The sequence below is a fragment of the Nitratiruptor sp. YY09-18 genome (assembly GCF_016593235.1).
Lineage (GTDB): Bacteria > Campylobacterota > Campylobacteria > Campylobacterales > Nitratiruptoraceae > Nitratiruptor.
Genome location: NZ_AP023065.1, coordinates 307,770 through 326,969, shown reverse-complemented (window position 1 = coordinate 326,969; position 19,200 = coordinate 307,770). Strand labels below are relative to the sequence as shown.

General features: G+C 33.5%; 22 protein-coding genes. 13 read left to right on the top strand and 9 right to left on the bottom strand.

Annotated elements, in window-relative coordinates:
• Position 1 precedes the first annotated feature (1 nt).
• From JG734_RS01970 to JG734_RS01960, 3 genes are all read right to left on the bottom strand, one after another.
• A complete protein-coding gene (locus JG734_RS01970; RefSeq protein WP_201333364.1) occupies positions 2-376 on the bottom strand; it encodes a CHAT domain-containing protein in 375 nt (124 codons plus the stop codon).
• Positions 377-389: 13 nt separating this feature from the next.
• The gene (locus tag JG734_RS01965) at positions 390-641 is read right to left on the bottom strand and encodes an integrase core domain-containing protein (protein ID WP_201333363.1); all 252 of its coding nucleotides are present in this window, start codon (positions 639-641) and stop codon (positions 390-392) included.
• A gap of 129 nt (positions 642-770) precedes the next feature.
• Positions 771-1,034, bottom strand: a complete 264-nt coding sequence (locus JG734_RS01960; RefSeq protein WP_201333362.1) for a hypothetical protein — start codon at positions 1,032-1,034, stop codon at positions 771-773.
• Positions 1,035-1,857: 823 nt separating this feature from the next.
• Between JG734_RS01960 and JG734_RS01955 the strand changes: the two genes are divergently transcribed.
• The 4 genes from JG734_RS01955 (at position 1,858) to JG734_RS01940 (ending at position 3,941) form a co-directional block, all read left to right on the top strand.
• On the top strand, positions 1,858-2,538 hold the full coding sequence (locus JG734_RS01955; RefSeq protein WP_201333361.1) for a hypothetical protein: 681 nt from the start codon (positions 1,858-1,860) through the stop codon (positions 2,536-2,538).
• Positions 2,539-2,599: 61 nt separating this feature from the next.
• The gene (locus JG734_RS01950; protein ID WP_201333360.1) at positions 2,600-2,950 is read left to right on the top strand and encodes a TerB family tellurite resistance protein; all 351 of its coding nucleotides are present in this window, start codon (positions 2,600-2,602) and stop codon (positions 2,948-2,950) included.
• A 14-nt stretch (positions 2,951-2,964) separates the two neighbouring features.
• Positions 2,965-3,192: a DUF350 domain-containing protein gene (locus JG734_RS01945; protein WP_201333359.1), complete on the top strand. Its 228-nt coding sequence runs from the start codon at positions 2,965-2,967 to the stop codon at positions 3,190-3,192.
• Between the two features lie 2 nt (positions 3,193-3,194).
• Positions 3,195-3,941, top strand: coding sequence for a hypothetical protein (locus JG734_RS01940; RefSeq protein WP_201333358.1), 747 nt, complete (start codon positions 3,195-3,197; stop codon positions 3,939-3,941).
• 440 nt (positions 3,942-4,381) lie between these two features.
• Here JG734_RS01940 and JG734_RS01935 read toward each other — a convergent pair whose 3' ends face one another.
• From JG734_RS01935 to JG734_RS01925, 3 genes are read right to left on the bottom strand one after another with little or no spacing between them, the layout of a single operon-like run.
• A complete protein-coding gene (locus JG734_RS01935; protein ID WP_201333357.1) occupies positions 4,382-5,032 on the bottom strand; it encodes a YdcF family protein in 651 nt (216 codons plus the stop codon).
• Positions 5,033-5,043: 11 nt separating this feature from the next.
• Positions 5,044-7,026: a hypothetical protein gene (locus tag JG734_RS01930; protein WP_201333356.1), complete on the bottom strand. Its 1,983-nt coding sequence runs from the start codon at positions 7,024-7,026 to the stop codon at positions 5,044-5,046.
• Positions 7,011-7,826, bottom strand: a complete 816-nt coding sequence (locus JG734_RS01925) for a hypothetical protein (RefSeq protein ID WP_201333355.1) — start codon at positions 7,824-7,826, stop codon at positions 7,011-7,013. Before JG734_RS01925 ends, JG734_RS01930 begins: the two co-directional genes overlap by 16 nt.
• Before the next feature lie 124 nt (positions 7,827-7,950).
• On the opposite strand from JG734_RS01925, the gene JG734_RS01920 reads away from it, so the two are divergent.
• From JG734_RS01920 to JG734_RS01890, 7 genes are read left to right on the top strand one after another with little or no spacing between them, the layout of a single operon-like run.
• On the top strand, positions 7,951-9,324 hold the full coding sequence (locus tag JG734_RS01920) for a DUF4116 domain-containing protein (protein WP_201333354.1): 1,374 nt from the start codon (positions 7,951-7,953) through the stop codon (positions 9,322-9,324).
• Between the two features lie 37 nt (positions 9,325-9,361).
• Positions 9,362-10,306, top strand: a complete 945-nt coding sequence (locus JG734_RS01915; RefSeq protein WP_201333353.1) for an agmatine deiminase family protein — start codon at positions 9,362-9,364, stop codon at positions 10,304-10,306.
• Between the two features lie 2 nt (positions 10,307-10,308).
• Positions 10,309-11,121 carry a metal ABC transporter solute-binding protein, Zn/Mn family gene (locus JG734_RS01910; protein ID WP_201333352.1) on the top strand — a complete coding sequence of 271 codons (813 nt, stop codon included), beginning with the start codon at positions 10,309-10,311 and terminating at the stop codon, positions 11,119-11,121.
• Entirely contained in the window at positions 11,102-11,830 is a 729-nt protein-coding gene (locus JG734_RS01905) for a metal ABC transporter ATP-binding protein (protein WP_236587004.1), read from the top strand. Before JG734_RS01910 ends, JG734_RS01905 begins: the two co-directional genes overlap by 20 nt.
• Positions 11,823-12,614, top strand: coding sequence for a metal ABC transporter permease (locus tag JG734_RS01900; protein ID WP_201333351.1), 792 nt, complete (start codon positions 11,823-11,825; stop codon positions 12,612-12,614). The genes JG734_RS01905 and JG734_RS01900 overlap by 8 nt, the downstream gene beginning before the upstream one ends.
• Complete coding sequence (locus tag JG734_RS01895) at positions 12,611-13,510, top strand: carbon-nitrogen hydrolase (RefSeq protein ID WP_201333350.1); 900 nt, start codon at positions 12,611-12,613, stop codon at positions 13,508-13,510. The genes JG734_RS01900 and JG734_RS01895 overlap by 4 nt, the downstream gene beginning before the upstream one ends.
• Complete coding sequence (locus JG734_RS01890) at positions 13,482-13,931, top strand: globin (protein WP_236587003.1); 450 nt, start codon at positions 13,482-13,484, stop codon at positions 13,929-13,931. The genes JG734_RS01895 and JG734_RS01890 overlap by 29 nt, the downstream gene beginning before the upstream one ends.
• On the opposite strand, the gene JG734_RS01885 is transcribed toward JG734_RS01890, so the two are convergent.
• From JG734_RS01885 to JG734_RS01875, 3 genes are read right to left on the bottom strand one after another with little or no spacing between them, the layout of a single operon-like run.
• Positions 13,925-14,467: an NUDIX hydrolase gene (locus JG734_RS01885; protein WP_201333348.1), complete on the bottom strand. Its 543-nt coding sequence runs from the start codon at positions 14,465-14,467 to the stop codon at positions 13,925-13,927. The genes JG734_RS01890 and JG734_RS01885 overlap by 7 nt on opposite strands.
• A 1-nt stretch (position 14,468) precedes the next feature.
• The gene (mgtE, locus tag JG734_RS01880; protein WP_201333347.1) at positions 14,469-15,827 is read right to left on the bottom strand and encodes a magnesium transporter; all 1,359 of its coding nucleotides are present in this window, start codon (positions 15,825-15,827) and stop codon (positions 14,469-14,471) included.
• On the bottom strand, positions 15,814-16,992 hold the full coding sequence (locus JG734_RS01875) for a peptidoglycan DD-metalloendopeptidase family protein (RefSeq protein WP_201333346.1): 1,179 nt from the start codon (positions 16,990-16,992) through the stop codon (positions 15,814-15,816). The genes mgtE and JG734_RS01875 overlap by 14 nt, the downstream gene beginning before the upstream one ends.
• Before the next feature lie 147 nt (positions 16,993-17,139).
• Between JG734_RS01875 and JG734_RS01870 the strand changes: the two genes are divergently transcribed.
• Together JG734_RS01870 and glcD are read left to right on the top strand one after the other, a co-directional pair.
• Positions 17,140-17,820 carry a plasminogen-binding N-terminal domain-containing protein gene (locus tag JG734_RS01870; RefSeq protein WP_201333345.1) on the top strand — a complete coding sequence of 227 codons (681 nt, stop codon included), beginning with the start codon at positions 17,140-17,142 and terminating at the stop codon, positions 17,818-17,820.
• The gene (gene glcD, locus JG734_RS01865; RefSeq protein ID WP_201333344.1) at positions 17,817-19,196 is read left to right on the top strand and encodes a glycolate oxidase subunit GlcD; all 1,380 of its coding nucleotides are present in this window, start codon (positions 17,817-17,819) and stop codon (positions 19,194-19,196) included. The genes JG734_RS01870 and glcD overlap by 4 nt, the downstream gene beginning before the upstream one ends.
• Positions 19,197-19,200 lie beyond the last annotated feature (4 nt).

Sequence of the window (19,200 nt, the reverse complement as noted above, 5' to 3'; positions counted from 1 at the left end):
TCTAGTTACCTAAGACTTTGAAAGGAGTCCAGTAGGAGTAGTTTTTGTTTTGAGAGATCATTTTAAGTTTGGCATCTTTTGAGGTTTTGGAGTAATATTGTCTTTTGTGAAGCTCCTTATAAAAAGCACTCATTAAATCTTGTGTAGCACTGTCACTCACTTTCCTTAAACTCATAACGACATCTTCGGCACCTGCTTGAATAAAAGCTTTCGCAAGCCTACTGACATTTTCGGATGATTTTGTATCGACTACTCCAGTTTCACAAGCTAACAACACAACTATATCTGTTCCTTTAAAATTGAGACCTGATAGTTTCAAGGCAGTGACAACGCCATAGCCATTGCCTTGTATCAAAAATTTATTAGCGCCACTCAAAGCTATCTAGATTTTAACATAGTAATGACAATATTGGGATCTCTTGTATAAGTCCAATATATATAGCACTCATTATGATTTTCAAGAAGTATTGTACTGGAGATTTGAGATTAAGTGAATAGTGGGGGATTAAAGTATTGTAATCGATGAGCCATTTTGCTAATTTTTTATTGAATTCTTGTAAGTCTGTAAAAAAGCAGCTCTTCATAGTAATCGATGAATTGTTCTTGGATGTTCTATTAAATCTCTCATTATGAGCATTCATTTTAGGGCTTCTTGAGTATGTCCATTAGTGGATAAAACCTTTTTGTTCAAGCAAAGCATCAAACTCTTTTTTTTAATTCACTTCCATTATCTAAGAGAATTTCAAGTTTACGTTTATGTTTGATGGAGATTATTCCATCGATGAGAGTTTCAAGGGCGTATGCTGTATGTTTTGCCTTTTAGAAGGTATTGCTACTGTAAATGCAATACGTGTGAGTGGGTTAATCATAGTAAGGATATAGCGTTTTATACCATTGGAGACTATTTGGATAGTATTGACTGCCCAAAGTTCAAAGGGTTTGGATTTAAGGTTTTTTGGTTTAGGATTTTTACCACTCTCTTTTTTAGGTTTGACTCTTCCTTTGGAGTCTACTCTGTAAGGAAAGAGTCTCATTTTATCTGGAGCTTTTGCGATAATTCTTCCTATAGTGGACTCTGATGGAGTTTTAAAACCTTTTTCTTCACAAAAGGGTTTCAGTAGATGGTAGAGTTTTGCTTTGCCGATATAGGGATACTCTTCTCTTCATCGTTTTATCTCATTAACAATCTCTCTTGGTACTTTTGATTCTCTTACTCTTTTTGGTCTATGTGATTTTGGATTTAAGGCTTTAATACCGCTATTTGCATCATTGTATGCTTTTTTTCCATCGAAAGAGTGTTCTTCTGCTTACTCCAAATGCACCGATACAAGCATCTAATCCATATTTCCCAAAAAACTTCAATATCTTTTTTCTTCTTTTTGTCTCATTATGTATCATAAGGCTATTGTAGTAATTTTGCTCTAATCTTTTTACTCTTTTAATTCCATACCACTTATCTCTAATCTACACTTCTTACTCTCCTTTGCTGAGTGCCATATGTGAATGAACTTATGCAACCTTTGGGTGATGTGTTGGGATAAATGCATTAAAGAGGAAACAACATGAATAAAAAAGCTTCTGTCTATCAAAATTGCAACAACTTTTACACTACTTGGTACTTTTATATCTGCTGATGGTTAATCAAAGGTAAAAATGATAGTATGGATTATGAAAGATACCAATCCTAAAATAAAAAAATTGGATGAAACTGTAATGAGAATTCTTCGGCAAGAAATTTATCGTTATTGATATAGTGAAGCCAGCTTTTATTAGTTATAATAAATATGCATTATTCTCTAGAACTTAAACTAACTGTCGATTATGGTATAGATTCCTGTAAAAATAAAGGAGTGCATTATGATAAAAAAAATAATTTCATCGGGATTCGCCATTGCATTATCAAGTACTATTCTTTTGGCAAATACTCAAGAAAATACAGTAGAGAAAGTAAAACAAGTAAGAGCAGGAAGCATTATGATGACAACGGCAAACGGAAAAAAGGTATATGTACTTATGTCCTTCAGAGTGCCAACAGATAAAAATAAACTAAAGACAAATTACGAGAAAATTCTTGAAGAAAACTGTTCATCGCCAAAAAAGCGAAAAAGCTTCAATGCATCAAAGCCCATTTATATATTTTATCACTATAATCTGAAAAAAGGAAGAGATATAGACAAAATTGCCGTTTTGCCTTTTCCGTTTGGTTGTAAAACGAAATTTGAAGCAACTGAGACAACTATAAAAAATGTAAAAAACAGCACTATCGGTCAAAATAAAGACATAAATAGGTTGTTCGGCATTTTTACAAGTCATCCCAAGGCTGTGTTTTTGTACCAGGTAAATATTAAACGTTTTGAAGAACTAAAACCTAAAAATACAAGTGACAATAAAAAAGTTTTGAAAAGCTTACAAAAGGGTTTATGTAAATACAAAAACGGTAAGGTCAATGTAAAAGCACTTCACCCTTCATATATTTTATTTTCACCTTATTATGGTGAAGGTTTTGCTTACACAATTAGAAACTGCAAAGGATTATAAGCGTTTGCCCAATTGGATGTTCTCATGATTCAATGATAAAAAAATTAAAGAAAGGACTACAATGGAAAATATGATAGATACAACTAGACTTTCTAAAGCTTATGCAAATATTTTGGGTAAGATGATTAATATGGATGGTACTGTATCTGAACGAGAAAAAAAGAAATTTTTTAATTTTTTTGAAAGAGAATTTCAATTAAATCAAAGTAGAATAAATGATCTATTTGAACAAGCACTTCGACAAGATGATATTAGTGACGATATATTAATCATTAAAGAATTTTTGGCAAAATTACCTATGCAAAAAACAAGGTTGATGATGTATATTAATGAAATAATTATTAGTGATGGCATACAAAATAAAGAGTATGAGCTTTTTGATAAAATCAGAAGAGACCTTTTTGATATATAAGAAAAGGATTGATCTTGATAAAACAAATTTTGCTCGATTATGTTGTTACATTTGGATGGGCTATTGTTGGTTCAATTAGTATTGGCTTGGGTATAATTATTACGTTATGGATGTTTGATAAATTTACTGGTGAAGTAAGTGAGTGGAAAGAAATAAAAGAAAATAATATTTCGGTTGCCATAGTTCTTGCATCCCTTATTATCGCATGTGCTTGGGTGGTGAGTTCAATAATTCGACCATAACTATGAATTACAAACTATTTTTTTTAATCATAGTGATATTTCCATTTGCAATAATAATCTTTTTAGAAGATGACAATTTAGATTATAAAAATACTCGAAAAATTTTTTCTTCGCAAAGAAGAATATCTTTAATAAACCACACTTCAATTGCAAAAAAAAATTTATATATAAAAGAAGCAATTTCAAATCTAACAAATAATAAAGATATTATTAATATTGGTACAGTTGCTTATGAGATGAATAAATTAGAAAAAAATTACAGGTTGCCATACAATTGGGGTGGCGACATCAAAAATTTTAAAAAGGGATTTGACTGTACAGGATTTATTCATGGAATTATGTATTATTTAGGTTTCAACTCTTATTTAAAACGTTTTAATACATTTTCACTTTATAAAAAATTACTATATGATAAAAATTTCCATTTAATTTATGTATCGAAAAATAATTCTTTAAATAGCTTTGATATTAAAAACTTAAAAATTGGGGATATAGTAATTTGGCCTAGCGGAATCAAGGATGCTAAAAATTTACCAAATGGAAAAATTTTTGGGCATATTGGTGTAGTATCTTATATTGAAAAAGATGGTATACCGTATGTAACACATTATGTTCGCTCAAAAGCTTATAACAATATAGATATTTTTCCAATAAAAGGACCTGGTATAAATACCTTAAAGGCTGATAAGTTTATATCTCTAAAACAGCGAGGTATATTAAATATATTTAGGTTTGAAAATAGTAGATAAAATCTCAAAAATATTTAGAGTTATTGTTTATATCACTTGTGCCATTTATATATTAAAAGGTTTACTAGTCCCAAAAATATAAAATTTAATTATATAAATACTTATTATATATATTCTGGCGATTTCTCAATATATATCAATGATTTTAATCTTTGTAATATGCCTCTTCATATTTATCCTAACAATAATTACTCTAATTCTTGTTTGCTCATTTTTAATGAGATAATTCTAATATACCTAATTTTATATTTACTAAGTAATTTAGCGACTTGAGGAGATCTTTTTAGCAAAAAAATACTATATTTCAACCTTTTTTAACATTAACATTTATTCTATGACCTAGGAGATGTTTAATATTTCTACATGACTAATAAGTTCATGCATTAGTGATACAATTCCATTTTATATTAATTTTATTAATAACTAAATTATAAATTTAATTAATTATTTATAGTGTTTAAGTTTTTGGAATTAAATATATAAAATAAAAACTTTATAGGTTCTATGATGTAAGATCTTAAACCTTTTTCAGTTTTCCACCAATTGTTTTCCCTATAAACACCATTATAAGCGGCTGCTACTTCAACTTTGGTATTGAGTTTTTCAAGCCTAAAAATTTTTTTGAATGCATACAAGGCTCTTTTTGTATGGAAGGCATCAGTAACAATAATAACATGTTTTAAATTGTTATTTTTTACATACTCAGCTAATGAATATGCTTCATCAAAAGTACTTGTGGCTCCATCTTTTTTTATGCAAGGTATTATTTTAAATGGAATAGATTCACTTTTTAATATTGCTTCTGTCAGTTTTTCTTCTTTAATAAAAAAGTTTTGATATTTTAAAGCTTTATCTTTGATATGAGTCATAACAACCTTATTAGAAAAGCCTTGTTTAACGAGCTCAACAGCTTTTGCTGGTCTAGTTTTTGGATTTCCACCAAGTATAAAAATCAAATCTGCTTTTTTAGTTGCGTTATTGACGGTAAAAAATTTCGCATATTCTGTTAATATTTCATCACTAAATGAGAAAAAACCAGCTATGCAAATAATAATCATTGAAATTAAAATATAGAAAATTTTTTTACACATGATTTTCTTTATTATTTATTGATATATCCTAATTTTTCTAGTATAAAAATTGAAATTATTAATAATATTACCATAAATATAATTACATAAAAAACTAAATCCATAATTATTAAAGTTTCAATTTGTATCAATAAACTATATATGAAATAGATAGAAATTATTCCCAAAAGAACATCACTTATTATGGCAATATGATTTTGACTATATTTTTTAAAGATGAAGTATCCTATAAATATAGCCATAAAAAGTAATATTATTGCTGGTAAAAAATATTTCAATATAATTTGCAAAGGATCTTTACGTTTAATTTGAAGTGTAAAATAATTTATATCCGTAAGTAAAACTTTTAGCTTTTTATCTAATCCATTTTCAACTTTATATATTTGTCTTGAATAAGTTGGAAAATGTTTATCTATAAACCAGTTATCTGAGATTGTTGCGTCATATTGGTTTTTATCATTTATCATTTGAATTACATAGTGATCTTTAGAAAAATTATTCGGATAGAAAGGAATATTAATTATCTGTTTATCATATGGAAATTTAAATAAATCACTATTGATATTGATCATTAAATGTATATTATAAACTTTATAATATAATGGCGTATTTAAAAATGTTATTTTACTAGAACTTAAAAGTTTAATATCGAAATCATCTTTTTTTGCCGATTTCATTAATATACTTTTGCCAAATTCAAAATTTTTATTGATACTTGCTGCTCTAATTACTAAATCAACTTTTGCTTTTGTAGCATCTAAAGTTAGAATTTTTAGTTTTTTAATTTGAGGAGTGACATAGATGGTATGATACTTAAAATCATTAAAAATTTGGATTGGATTTAATAATTTTTGCCCAGAACTCAATATATAAAGATAGTTTTTTAAAATATTATATTTTCTTATGGCATTAAAATATATTTCTCTTCCATTGTAATCTTTTTTTTCAAAAGCATAAATATATCTAGTTCTTTTATCTACAAATGGATTATAAATATTTGTCTTCTTAAGATTGTCAATTATAATTCTATGTAAAACGTTAATATCTAAATCAAAGTTTTCTAACCCTCTTAATCCTAATAGTATTTTTGGATAATACCATCTAAATGCTTGATCATATCTTTTTATAAGCTTTTCATTTTTATATTTTAATGGTCTTAAATATTCATATTCAAATATATTTTTTTTATTACTTGTAATTGATGAACTAGAAAAAACTTTTTTATCATTTTTATAAGAATAAATAGTAGAAAAATAGGACAAATAGTAGCTAATATTATATTTTTTGTTATATAAAAATTCTAAATTCTTTATAATAAAATTTAATCTATCAAAAATAATCTTACAAGATTTTGTTCCGTTTGCAGATATATAAAATAATGCATCATTACCATATTTGTCCAAAAACCCTTTGTTAATACTGGTAAGATTTATATTTATTATTTTTATATCGGGATTATCTTTAGCAAAGGCTTTCAAAATATAAATAGGATAGCTTCCTGGTTGTTTATCATAAACATTAATAATTCTTTTATATTTAATTATTTTTTTTAATTTATAAATATCTTTGGCTTTAGAATACCTTGGAAGGTCGCTAGTTGAAAAAATATTACCTTTAAATTTTTGTAATTCATCAATAGCAGAAGATGCAGTTATAATCGGTGTGTCTTTAGGTAAGCAAGGTGCAACTGTTCCAAAAGCTTTCGATATACCAGGAGCAACAATAAAAAGAAATTTATCATTTAATATTTTTTCAAGTTTATTAATATCTTTTTCTATTAATTTTTTATTTTTTCTATCTATAAAAATATTTGTATAAACTACTTTTATTTTTGGATATTTACGTTCAATTTCTTTTTTTACATCATCAAGTCCTTTTTTAAATGCTTCTGTGTCTGCTCTAAAAGGGTTGTAATTGGTTATAACTAAAACCTTTTTATATTCATCAGCATAAACAGATATTGTTATTAATAACAAAATTAATAATTTAAACATTGATATATTTCCATATTTTTTTTAGAGTCAGAATCTGTAGATATAAAATATGTAGGTATAAGTATTAATTTTGTATTTTTATAAGAGACTGTCTGTTGATAAAAGTTTTTTCCATATGACAAAGGATCAATCTCCATTAATTCAAGATATTGGGGAAATTGTGCAATTATATTACTTACCCATTTTGCGATTTTGTTATTTTTTTTATTATATTTTGCTACATATACAATCATTAATATTTTTTTATTTAATAATGAATTCAAAGCTTCATCTTTTTCCATATAAACTATATTGGGGTTTAATTCTAATGGCGTAAGTAAATTATACCCTGTTATACTGCTACCAGAACCAAAACGACCTATAGAAATTGGTTTTATATTCTTTATTTTTTTAATATTGTTATTTAATTTTGTTAATTTATGATATGATTTATCAGTTTTATTTCTAATTACATAAATTGCTTCTGTATAATTTTGTAATTTTTTTACATATTTTATTTTATTTTTAATATCAGAATTTGATATTTTTTTAACAAAATCTAATACATCTCCTTGTACAATTGCATAAGTAGGATACTTAGAATGTATTAATTTTTTAATATTATCCAAACTACCTCTTGTTTCAACTGGCTTTAAATGTAAATTACACTTTTTATTTGCCTTGATGACAAGTGAATAATAATCGCCATTAGACGATGCTGTGAATATGGAATATTCCTTTTGTGAATAAGCATCAATTGAAGTGAAAAGAAGCAGAAAATATATTAATTTTAAAAAATCAATTTTTTTAGCAATTTTCATTTTATAATAAACATTATTTAACATGACATACTTATTATATTTGATATTGCATAGAATATCCTGTATAATTTAGTTTCAAATTATAACAAATTATGAGATTACTATAAATATCAAGGAGTATGAAATGAATTTAATTTTGAAATTTTTAAAAATCATTTTTAAAACCTTCATAGGCTTATTAGCAGTAATAATTATAATTGTAGGAATACTTTCAATAAAATTCGATAAAAACATAGATGTTTGTGATAAGGAAAGCTTTATAGAAGCACTAGAAAAAAAGAAACAAAATCAAAATGGTTTTGTTGATTATAAAATAAAAATATGTAAAGATCTACAAACCAACAAAAATATTTTTTTAAATATTGTAAAAAATTATAGCTATGCTTTGCAATATGCAGATGATTCACTAAAAAAAGATAAAGATGTAGTCCTGGCTGCTGTGAAAAACTATGGCGATGCTTTGAAATATGCGGATGACTCACTGAAAAAAGATAAAGATGTAGTCCTGGCTGCTGTGAAACATAATTCTATTTTTTTAGAATATGCAGATAATTCATTGAAAAAAGATAAAAATTTTATGCTTAACGCCGTGAAAAGTGATGCATTTTCTTTGATATATGCGGATAATTCACTGAAAAAAGATAAAGATGTAGTCCTGGCTGCTGTGAAAAATAATGGCGATGCTTTGCAATATGCAGATAATTCACTGAAAAAAGATAAAGATGTAGTCCTGGCTGCTGTGAAAAATAATGGCGATGCTTTGCAATATGCAGATAATTCACTGAAAAAAGATAAAGATATAGTCCTGGCTGCTGTGAAAAATAATGGCGATGCTTTGCAATATGCAGATAATTCACTGAAAAAAGATAAAGATGTAGTCCTGGCTGCTGTGAAAAATAATGGCGATGCTTTGCAATATGCAGATAATTCACTGAAAAAAGATAAAGATGTAGTCTTAATTGCACTTAATTCTCATATAAATGCTGGCTCTGCATTGGAATATGCGGATGACTCACTGAAAAAGGATAAAGTCGTAGTTCTGATTGCTGTGAAACATAATGGCTATGTATTGCAATATGCAGATGATTCACTGAAAAAGGATAAAGATGTAGTCCTGGCTGCTGTGGAATGTAATGGCGAAGCTTTGCAATATGCGGATAATTCATTGAAAAAAGATAAAGATGTAGTCCTGGCTATTGTGAAAAGCAATGGCAATGCTTTGCAATATGCAGATAATTCACTGAAAAAAGATAAAGATGTAGTTCTGGCTGCTGTGAAAAACTTTGGCGCCTCTCTGAAATATGCAGATGAGTCATTGAAAAAAGATAAAGATTTTATGTTGGCTGCTGTAAAAAGCAATGGCTATGCTTTACAATTTGCGGATGATTCATTGAAAAAAGATAAAGATGTAGTTCTGGCTGCTGTGAAAGATAGTAAAGATGCTTTACAGTATGCAGACGATTCATTAAAAAAAGAACTGGAAGAAAAAAATAAATAACAACAATTTTTCATAAGTTAAATATGTGTCTATTCAAATGAGACTCCCTGCAGAGTGGGAAGAGCAAAAGGCGCTTTTGCTTGCATATCCTCACAAAAAGAGCGATTGGCTGCCATATTTGGATGAAGTAAGAGAGTTTTACAAAGAGTTTATCTCCATTGTAGCTCACTATCAAGATGTCTATTTAATCACACAGGAAAATCTCACCTTTCCCCCAACTAAACATAATATAAAAATCCTCAAAGCCCAAACAAACGATACATGGGTACGAGACTACGGACCCATTACTGTTTTTAACAACAACACACCAAAACTTCTTGATTTTACATTCAATGGCTGGGGTCTGAAATTTCCAGCAAACTATGACAACCTTGTTAATAGAAAGCTTTTTTATACAAAAAAGATTGGTTTTGTATTAGAAGGGGGCAGTATCGATAGCAATGGAGATGGAGTTTTACTTACTACCTCAAAATGCCTTTTGGAAGCTAATAGAAATCCCTATCTATCAAAAGATGAAATTGAAAAGCAACTCAAAACCTTCTTTGGACTCAAAAAGGTTTTGTGGCTAAATCACGGCTTTTTGGAAGGAGATGATACTGATAGTCATATCGATATGTTAGCACGTTTTGTCAACCCCCACACAATCACTTATATAACATGTGATGATAGAGAGGATATGCATTATAATGCACTTAAAAAAATGGAGAAAGAGCTGCAAAGCTTTGGATATGACTTAGTGCCATTGCCTTTTATATCTCCAAAAATTTTTGATGGAGAGCGACTCCCAGCAAGCTACGCCAACTTTGTTATAATAAACGGTGCGGTAATAATGCCAACATACAAAGATCCAAATGATGAAGAGGCTCTAAAAATATTTAAAAAACTTTTTCCAACTCGTGATATCATTGGGCTTGATGCCTCAGTACTCATTCGCCAGCATGGCTCGATTCACTGTAGCTGTATGAATCTTTTTAAAGGATAGTGATGCGTTTACTCTTTTTGCTACTTTTTACACTACCTCTTTTTGCCAAAGAGCTGATACTTGTCGCGATCCTGCCACAAAAATATTTCGTCGAACAGATTGCCAATGACAAAGTCGAAGTCAAAGCGCTTGTCCCTAAAGGTGCTTCACCTGCCACCTATTCGCTCAAACCCTCAGATTTGAAAGCGATTAAAAAAGCTTCAGTCTATTTCACTATCGGAGTGCCGTTTGAGAGGATGTGGCTTGATCGCATCCAAAGTGCAAATCCCAAACTCAAAATCATCGACTGCGGAGAGTATACAAAACGCTTCCCTCTTACTCACGATGGAGCCACCCACCCAGATCCACATATCTGGCTTGCTCCAAATTATGCTGTGCAGATAGTGCGCAAAATCGCTGAGGAGCTTAGCTTTCGAGACCCTAAAAATGCTGATATTTATATATCTAATATGCAAAAATTGATAGCAAAAATTGGCACGATAGACCAAAAGATCTTCCAGATGCGCCTGCACTCTTCAATCCATAGCTTCCTTGTGTACCACCCATCTTTTGGCTATTTTGCAAAAGTCTACCATCTTCGACAAATAGCAATCGAACATGAAGGCAAAGAGCCAAAATCCCAAGACCTTCTAAAAATTATAAAAATAGCAAAAAAAGAGGGTATCAAAACAATCTTTATAGAGCCACAATTTCCACGCAAGAGTGCTAAGTTTCTAGCTCAGCGCATCGGTGCAAAAGTAGTCGTCATTGACCCTTTGGCATATGAGTGGGATGAAAATATTGTGAAGGTTGCCCGTGCGATCTTTGGCGATTGATATTCGCAATCTCTGGTTTCGCTACGATAAAGAGTATGTGCTTGAAGATATCACTGCACAGATCTTTGACAAAGAGTATATTGCAATCATTGGTCCCAATGGTGGAGGCAAGACTACATTCTTGCGTCTTTTAGCAGGACTACTCCAACCTACTAAAGGGAGCATCACTATCTATGGAAAATCTCCGCAAGAAGCACAAAAATTCATAGGATATCTTCCTCAAAATGTCAATTTCAATCTCGATATGCCCTTGCAGGCAAAAGATATAATACTCCAAGGAAGGCTCAATCCCAAAAAATTTCGCTTCAATCAAAAAGACTATAAAAAACTTGAAGAGATTGCAGCAAAACTTGCAATAGAAGAGATTTTAGAAAGAAAGATCAGCGATCTCTCAGGAGGACAACGACAAAGAGTGCTCCTTGCCCGGGCTCTTGTCACTGATCCAAAAATTCTTATCCTCGATGAGCCAACTGCATCAGTAGACCTACAAGCACAAAGGCAGATCTATCACATATTGCAAGAGCTCTCTATCACACGTCTTGTTGTAAGTCACGATATCAATATCATTCTCAAAGGTGTAGACAGAGTTTTCTATATAAATAGAAAACTCTTTATTCACGACAAACCTAATATCCATATTCATTCTGCAGATGAGCATTTTTGTGAAATGGATCTCTTTGAAGAGCTACAAAAGGGATGCAATGTTTAAGTTTATCCATCTCTTTTCCAACTCCATTACTGCTTCCCTGCTTTTAAGTATCGCTATTGCCATTATTGGCTCTGTGATGCTTATTAACCGCTACAACTACCTTGCAGCTAGTATCGCCCATGGAAGTTATGGGGGCGTAGGGATGGCACTCTACTTTGGAATCTCCATACTTTTTGGTGCTACGATTTTTGCCCTCATCCTTGCTCTCATTTTTGCCTATCTCACATATAAGTCCCATCGCCATGTGGATGTCTATATAAGTATTTTGTGGGCGGTAGGTATGAGTATAGGTATTATTTTTAATGACCTGACTCCCGGCTACCATCCAGACCTTTTGGCTTACCTTTTTGGTGATATTTTGCTTGTACCTCAAAGCGACTTATACTATATGTTTTTTGTAGATGTGATTCTTATCATTTATATACTGATGTTCTATCATCATATTCTTGCTATCGCTTATGATAAGGAGTTTGCAAAGACAAGAGGTTTGCCTGTTGGATTTTTGCATACTCTTACACTCATTCTCATCGCTTTTACAGTTGTTATGAGTATACGTTCAATAGGACTCATACTTGTTATAGCCCTTCTTAGTATCCCGCCATTTATCGCACAAAAATTCACCAAAAATTTCGCTTCCATGATAATAGTAAGTGGCATATTAGGTCTCATCGTTCAAATTGTTGGTCTTTTTATCGCCAATACTTTTGATATTTCAGCCACTGCCTCGATCATTCTTGTAGCTGCACTCTTTTTTGGATTGAGCATTATAAAGGATAGAAAATGAAAGTAGCTTTGATACAACAAAAATATCATGGTTCCAAAGAGGCCACAATAACAAAAACTCTCGAACTAATCGATAAAGCCAAAGGGATTGATCTGGTCGTACTTCAAGAGCTTCATCAAGGACCCTATTTTTGCCAAAGTGAAGATACTTCATATTTCAAGCTTGCTGCTACTTTTGAAGAAGATGTCGCCTTTTGGCAAAAACTCAGTAAGACAAAAGACATTGTGCTTGTTGCGAGTCTCTTTGAACAGAGGGCACCGGGACTTTATCATAATACGGCAGTTGTTTTTGACAAAGGTAAAATAGCAGGGATGTATCGGAAGATGCATATTCCAGATGACCCAGGATTTTATGAGAAATTCTATTTTACTCCAGGTGATCTTGGTTTTGAACCAGTCGATACATCGATAGGAAGACTTGGTGTGCTTGTGTGCTGGGATCAGTGGTTTCCTGAAGCCGCACGCATTATGGCGCTCAAAGGTGCAGAAATTCTCGTCTATCCTACAGCAATCGGATGGTTTGATGAAGATAGTGAAGATGAAAAATCTCGTCAACTGGATGCATGGATCACAATCCAACGCTCCCATGCCATTGCAAATGGCTTGCCACTTATCAGTGTCAATAGGGTAGGATTTGAAAAAGACGATAGTGAATGTCTCAAAGGCATTAGGTTTTGGGGCAATAGCTTTGCATGTGGACCACAAGGAGAGATTCTCATACAAGCTGATAGTAAAAGTGAACAAGTAATAACCTGTGAAATAGATATGAAACGCACAAAAGAAGTAAGAGACATCTGGCCATTTTTACGTGATCGCAGGATCGATGCCTATGGATGTCTCATGCAAAGATTTTGTCAAAGGAGTAGAATTGAAAATAAGTCCAATAAAGAAGAATGAGAAAATAACATTTACAAACCCACCTATTGAATTTTTTGAAGCTGTAGGTGGAGTAGATGGTATGAGAGAATTTATGTATAGTTTCTATGATAAGATTTATGAGAGTGAAATTGCCCATTTTTTCCCACAGGATGAAGAAGAATTTGCAAAAGTCAAGGAGAAAAACACACTCTTTTTCATAGCTATTTGCGGAGGACCGAAACTCTATGACATAGGAAGCCAAGATCTAAACGAATATATGATTGAGTTTCACGAAAAGTTTTCTATCGACGAGAGAGCACGGATTGAGTGGCTTGGGACCATGATGGAGACGTTAGAAGAGTTAGATATTCCACAAGAGCTCAAGCAAGCATTTTGGGATTATGTGGATAATTTTTCGAAATTGATGGTAAATCGTCTCAATACATCTAAAACTTATTGAGAGTTTTGCTCAAACCACCAACATAGAGCAAACAAAAGCCCGGGAGTCTTGGGCTTACTCTCATCATACATAAACTCTTTTGCTTTTGCAACTGGGAGATGTACTACCTCGATCACCTCATCATCTATACCACCACCTGGAGCTACCTGTTTTGATACTTCGGCATAAAAAAGAGTCTGCTTCGATCCAGCAAAGCCAACGGAAGTAAAAAATGAAGTAATCTTTTCAATTTTTTCTACCCTGTAGCCAGTCTCTTCTTCTACCTCTTCGATAGCTATTTGCTCCAAGCTTTTATCTTTATCCACAATACCAGCACACAACTCATAACTAAACGCAAAACCGTGCTGCATAGCGAGAGCTGGGCGAAACTGCTTGACAAGCACAAAAGCATCTTTTTGTGGATGAAAAAGCAGCACAGCTACGCTATCGTGTGCCTGCACTGCTTCCCAGCGTTTCTCTTTCCCGTTTTGCTCGTAGATGATCTCAACAGGTTTGATAAAATGTGGATGTTTTAAAGGCTGTATTGTTTTGATCATCTTAATGCACCAACATGAGTTTTGCAAGACCCAAAAATGCAAAAAAGCCTACCACATCAGTTACTGTGGTCAAAAGCACACTACTTCCTACTGCCGGGTCTTGACCGATTTTTTTCAAAAAGAGTGGAATTATAGCCCCAAAAAATCCCGCTGCCAATAAGTTAATAATCATAGCAAGTGCAATGACAACTCCCAACATCTTATCATCAAACCATATCCAAGCTATCGCACCCATTATCACTGCAAAGATGAGGCCATTCGCCAATGATATGAAAGTCTCTTGAAAGAGAGCTTTTTTTGCATTTTGCCAATCGATCTCTCCAAGAGCAAGTTTACGTACCACAACAGTAAGTGTCTGTGTACCTGCATTGCCACCCATAGATGCAACTATTGGCATGAGCACTGCGAGAGCTACGTACTTTTGAATCGTCTCATCAAAAAGACCAATAACAAAAGAGGCTAAAATCGCGGTACCAAGGTTTATAAGCAACCACCATGCACGCTTTTTTGTAACCTCTTTGATATCGCCCTCTTCTTCAACCTCATCTTCAACACCAGCCAAGTTATAGATCTGTTCAGTTGCCTGGTCTTCTACGAGGTCGATAACATCATCTGATGTAATACGACCAAGAAGTCTTCCTTGATCATCGACGACAGCTACTACAGAAAGATCATAGTCTTCAAATTTTTTAATAAGATCAGATATTGGTTCATCAACTCTCACTGCAATTGGCTCATACTTTTTATCTTTGATAATATCAGCGAGTTTCGTATCAAAATCGTATAGAATCAAATCATCAAGAGGAATAATGGCTTTGAGTTTTTCATCGCTATCTACAACATAGACCTGATGGACATTTGAGAGCTCGCCTTGAGATTTGAGTTGACGTAAGCGCTCTAGTGCATCTTTGATAGTCTCATCTTCATAAGCTTTGAAGACCTCTGTTTGCATGTATGCACCAGCATGCGCCTCATCATAACTACTAAGCTCTTCGATCTCCTCTTTGTACTCTTTGTCAAGGTTATCAAGGACCTCTTGCTCAAGCTCTTCATCAACATCCTCGATATCCTTGACAAGATCCACTGCATCATCACTATCGAGCTCTTCTATCGCCTTTGCAAGCTTTTGGGCTGAGAGATGCTCAATAGCATCATCTTTGATGTTTTCTGGGAGTTCCAAAAGCACTTCACCCAAAACATCTTCTGGCAGCTTTTTGAGTGTCTCGTAAAACTCAAACTTGTCATTGTTATAGAGATATTTCAAATACGTTGCGATCTCTGTTGGATGAAGCGATATATCCCCACTCTTTATTTCACTCTCTAATACATGGCGTATTTTTAAGACCTCATCCTTTTGCATTTTCCCCTCCTTGCAATTGGCAGCTGCTTTGCTCAACTTTTTCTATTACGATAGGTTTGCATTCTCTCTTGGCGCACTCAATGAGCTCTTTTTTATACTTTGCTACGATTTTTTTAAATTTTCTCAGCTTCTTTCCACTCAAACGGCTCTTGGCAATCCTCACTACGCGCAAAGGATTGATTGCACGATTGTTTTTATATAGACCAAAATGCAGATGCGGCCCAGTACTAAGACCTGTGCTACCTACATAGCCTATAATTTGTCCCTGTTTGACATGTTTGCCTCTTCGCATTCCATGGCGAAATCGCGACATGTGTGCATAGAGAGTTTTATAGCCTTGCCCATGATCGATGATGATACAGTTTCCATATCCCCCTTTACGCCCACAAAACACCACACGCCCATTTCCTGATGCACGTATGGGAGTCCCTCGTCTTGCTCCAAAATCGACCCCTAAATGCGCTCTATAGCGATGCAAGACTGGATGCCATCGCTTGAGAGTAAATCTAGAAGTTATTCGCGCTCCAGGAATTGGCCGCACAAGAAGGAATCTCTCAAGTTCTTGTCCCTTCTCGTCATAAAATCTCTCTTCAAAATTGAATACAAAATAGCGCCTCTTGTCACGTTGCACCATTGCTGCATAGAGTGTTGGCATCCCAAAAAAGTCGCCTAAGCGCACTTTTTGATCATATATTGCAGCAATTTTGTCGCCTTTGTGCAGCCTCGTAAAATCAACAGTATGTTTAAATGCTGCTACAAACTCATGTGCTAAGCGCAAATTTTTTGTGTTATGCACTATTGCATTATAGGGACTAGAATGAATTGCTAACCCAAACTTATCATGAATTTTTTGGTAGTGTATAGGTATGAGATCTAGGGCGTACCCTCCATTTTTACGAAAGATATGGATCTGCAGTTCTTCATTGATAGGAATGAGCGCTTGTAAGAGTTGCGTCCCATTATAATCAGCAATAAACTTGACACCGGCACGGATTTCGCTGGCAAGCTCTTTGTCTTCTCCATCTAGATTGTAATACAGCTTTGCGTTGATCCCATGAGCATCTAAAAATCCTAAAAGAGTCTGCCCCTGCTTCCAGTGTTCATAGCGGATTTTGCCAGCAAAGAGAAGCACTACAAAAAGAGAAAGTAAAAGTATCTTTCGCATTGCCCTTACTACCTTGATGAATTTTTGTTTTTAAAAGGGATAAATTTTACCTAAAAATTACTTAAATCATTGCTACTTTTCTAGCATTTTATGGAGCTAATTTATCGAAACTTTGGTATCATTAAAAAAAATTTCGAAGGAGCTCTATTGAAAAAGCTTGTAACTCTTCTTTTGATAGTTTTTACAGCATTTGCTGCCACTTCTACAACTATCACAAATGCGTATAAATCTAAAGCAACTATACAAAGAGTTAACCTACCTCTAGGAACTAGTGGTATTGTAATTCATGATTATGATTCCATGCATTCATCCATCGTAGCTCGTGCTATTTTAGTGGCTCCTGATACTATCAAATTTGAAGTCTTTGATGCTCTGGCGCAAGAAGCACTCCCTACGCCTCTGACAAAGCCCCAAACAGGAGATAGAGTAATTCTTGGATATCTCTACGACAGAGCAACTATTATAGCCCCAAATCTCAAAAGCTATCAAGAAGTTGCAAACCAAGTGGATGAAAAGATTATCCATCCAGATCTCTTTGCTACCGAACTCTCAAAAGCAAAAGATCCAGCACCTGACTATAATGATTTCAAAAACTTTTGCAATAAGTTCGCTCTTGCAAAACTCTATATTGTCCAAAAGAACCAAACCGATATAGTCGACTGTTACAGTTTCAAAAAAATAGGAACCCTCCCAATGAGAGCAGAGGGGAAAAATGTAAAACTTCCTTTTTACAATAGACTGAAAAAAATCCAAACATCTTTGTTTGATTTTTTTGGTGGCAGCGAAATCCAAAACTATTTTGATTACTACAAAAAGTTGGAGCGATGATGCAAGAACATATCAAAGCATTGCAAAAAATCCTCGGTAAAGAGAATGTCAAAGCTGATAGAGCCCATCAGCTTGCCTACTCCTATGATGCCACAAGAGAGCATTTTATGCCAGATGCAGTAGTCTTCCCACGTAATGAAGATGATGTAAGCCAGGTTCTGCGCTACTGTAACGAACACAAAATCCCAGTTGTTCCTAGAGGAGCTGGCAGCGGTTTTACTGGAGGTGCCCTTCCTGTAAGTGGTGGCATAGTTTTGGCAGTTGAAAAACATATGAATAAAATCTTAGAGATTGATACCAAAAATATGGTAGCAGTTGTGCAACCTGGGGTAATTAACAAAGAGCTGCAGCGTGAAGCAGAAAAACACGGTCTGTTTTATCCACCGGACCCAGCTAGTCAAGACTACTCTACTATTGGAGGGAATGTAGCAGAAAATGCCGGTGGTATGCGAGCAGCCAAATATGGTATCACCAAAGATTATGTAATGGCATTGCGTGCAGTGTTGCCAAATGGAGATATTATTAGAGCTGGGAAAAAGACTATCAAAGATGTGGCAGGTTACAATATTGCTGGTATTTTGATAGCAAGTGAGGGAACACTTGCAGTTATTACTGAAATTACCCTCAAGCTTCTCTCCAAACCAAAACTTACTAAAACTGTCATGGGAGTATTTCCAACAGTCACTGATGCCATGAATGCAGTCTATAAATCACTAGCTGGGGGTGCAAATCCTGTAGCTATGGAGTTTTTGGACAACCTCACAATCCGTGCGGTAGAAGAAAAATTTCACAAAGGCCTGCCAGTAGATGCCGGTGCAATTTTGATCAGTGATATTGACGGTAATGTGGAAGAGGAGATCGATTATCAAATAGGGCTTTTAGAAAAATTTTTCAAAGAGAACGGCGCAACTGCATTTCGCATAGCAAAAGATGAACAAGAGGCAGCTGATATTTGGTTTGCTAGACGCAACGCAAGCCAATCTATTACTATTTATGGTTCAAAAAAAATTAACGAGGATGTTACAGTTCCAAGAAGTGAGTTGCCGCGTTACCTTGAAGAGGTAGAAAAAATTAGCAAAAAATACGATGTCAAAATTCCCTGTTTTGGACATACAGGTGATGGCAATGTTCATACTAATGTGATGGTTGACGGGAGTGATCCAAAGCAGGTAGAGATAGGGTATAAAGCGATTGAAGAAATTTTTAAAATGACAATAGAAATAGGTGGAACACTCAGTGGCGAACATGGTATAGGTCTGAGCAAGGCTCCATTCATGAAAATGGCATTTAGTGAAGCTGAGCTGGGTCTCTTCCGTGCTATCAAAAAGGCCTTCGATCCCAATAATATACTCAATCCTGGAAAAATGGGGCTATAAAAAG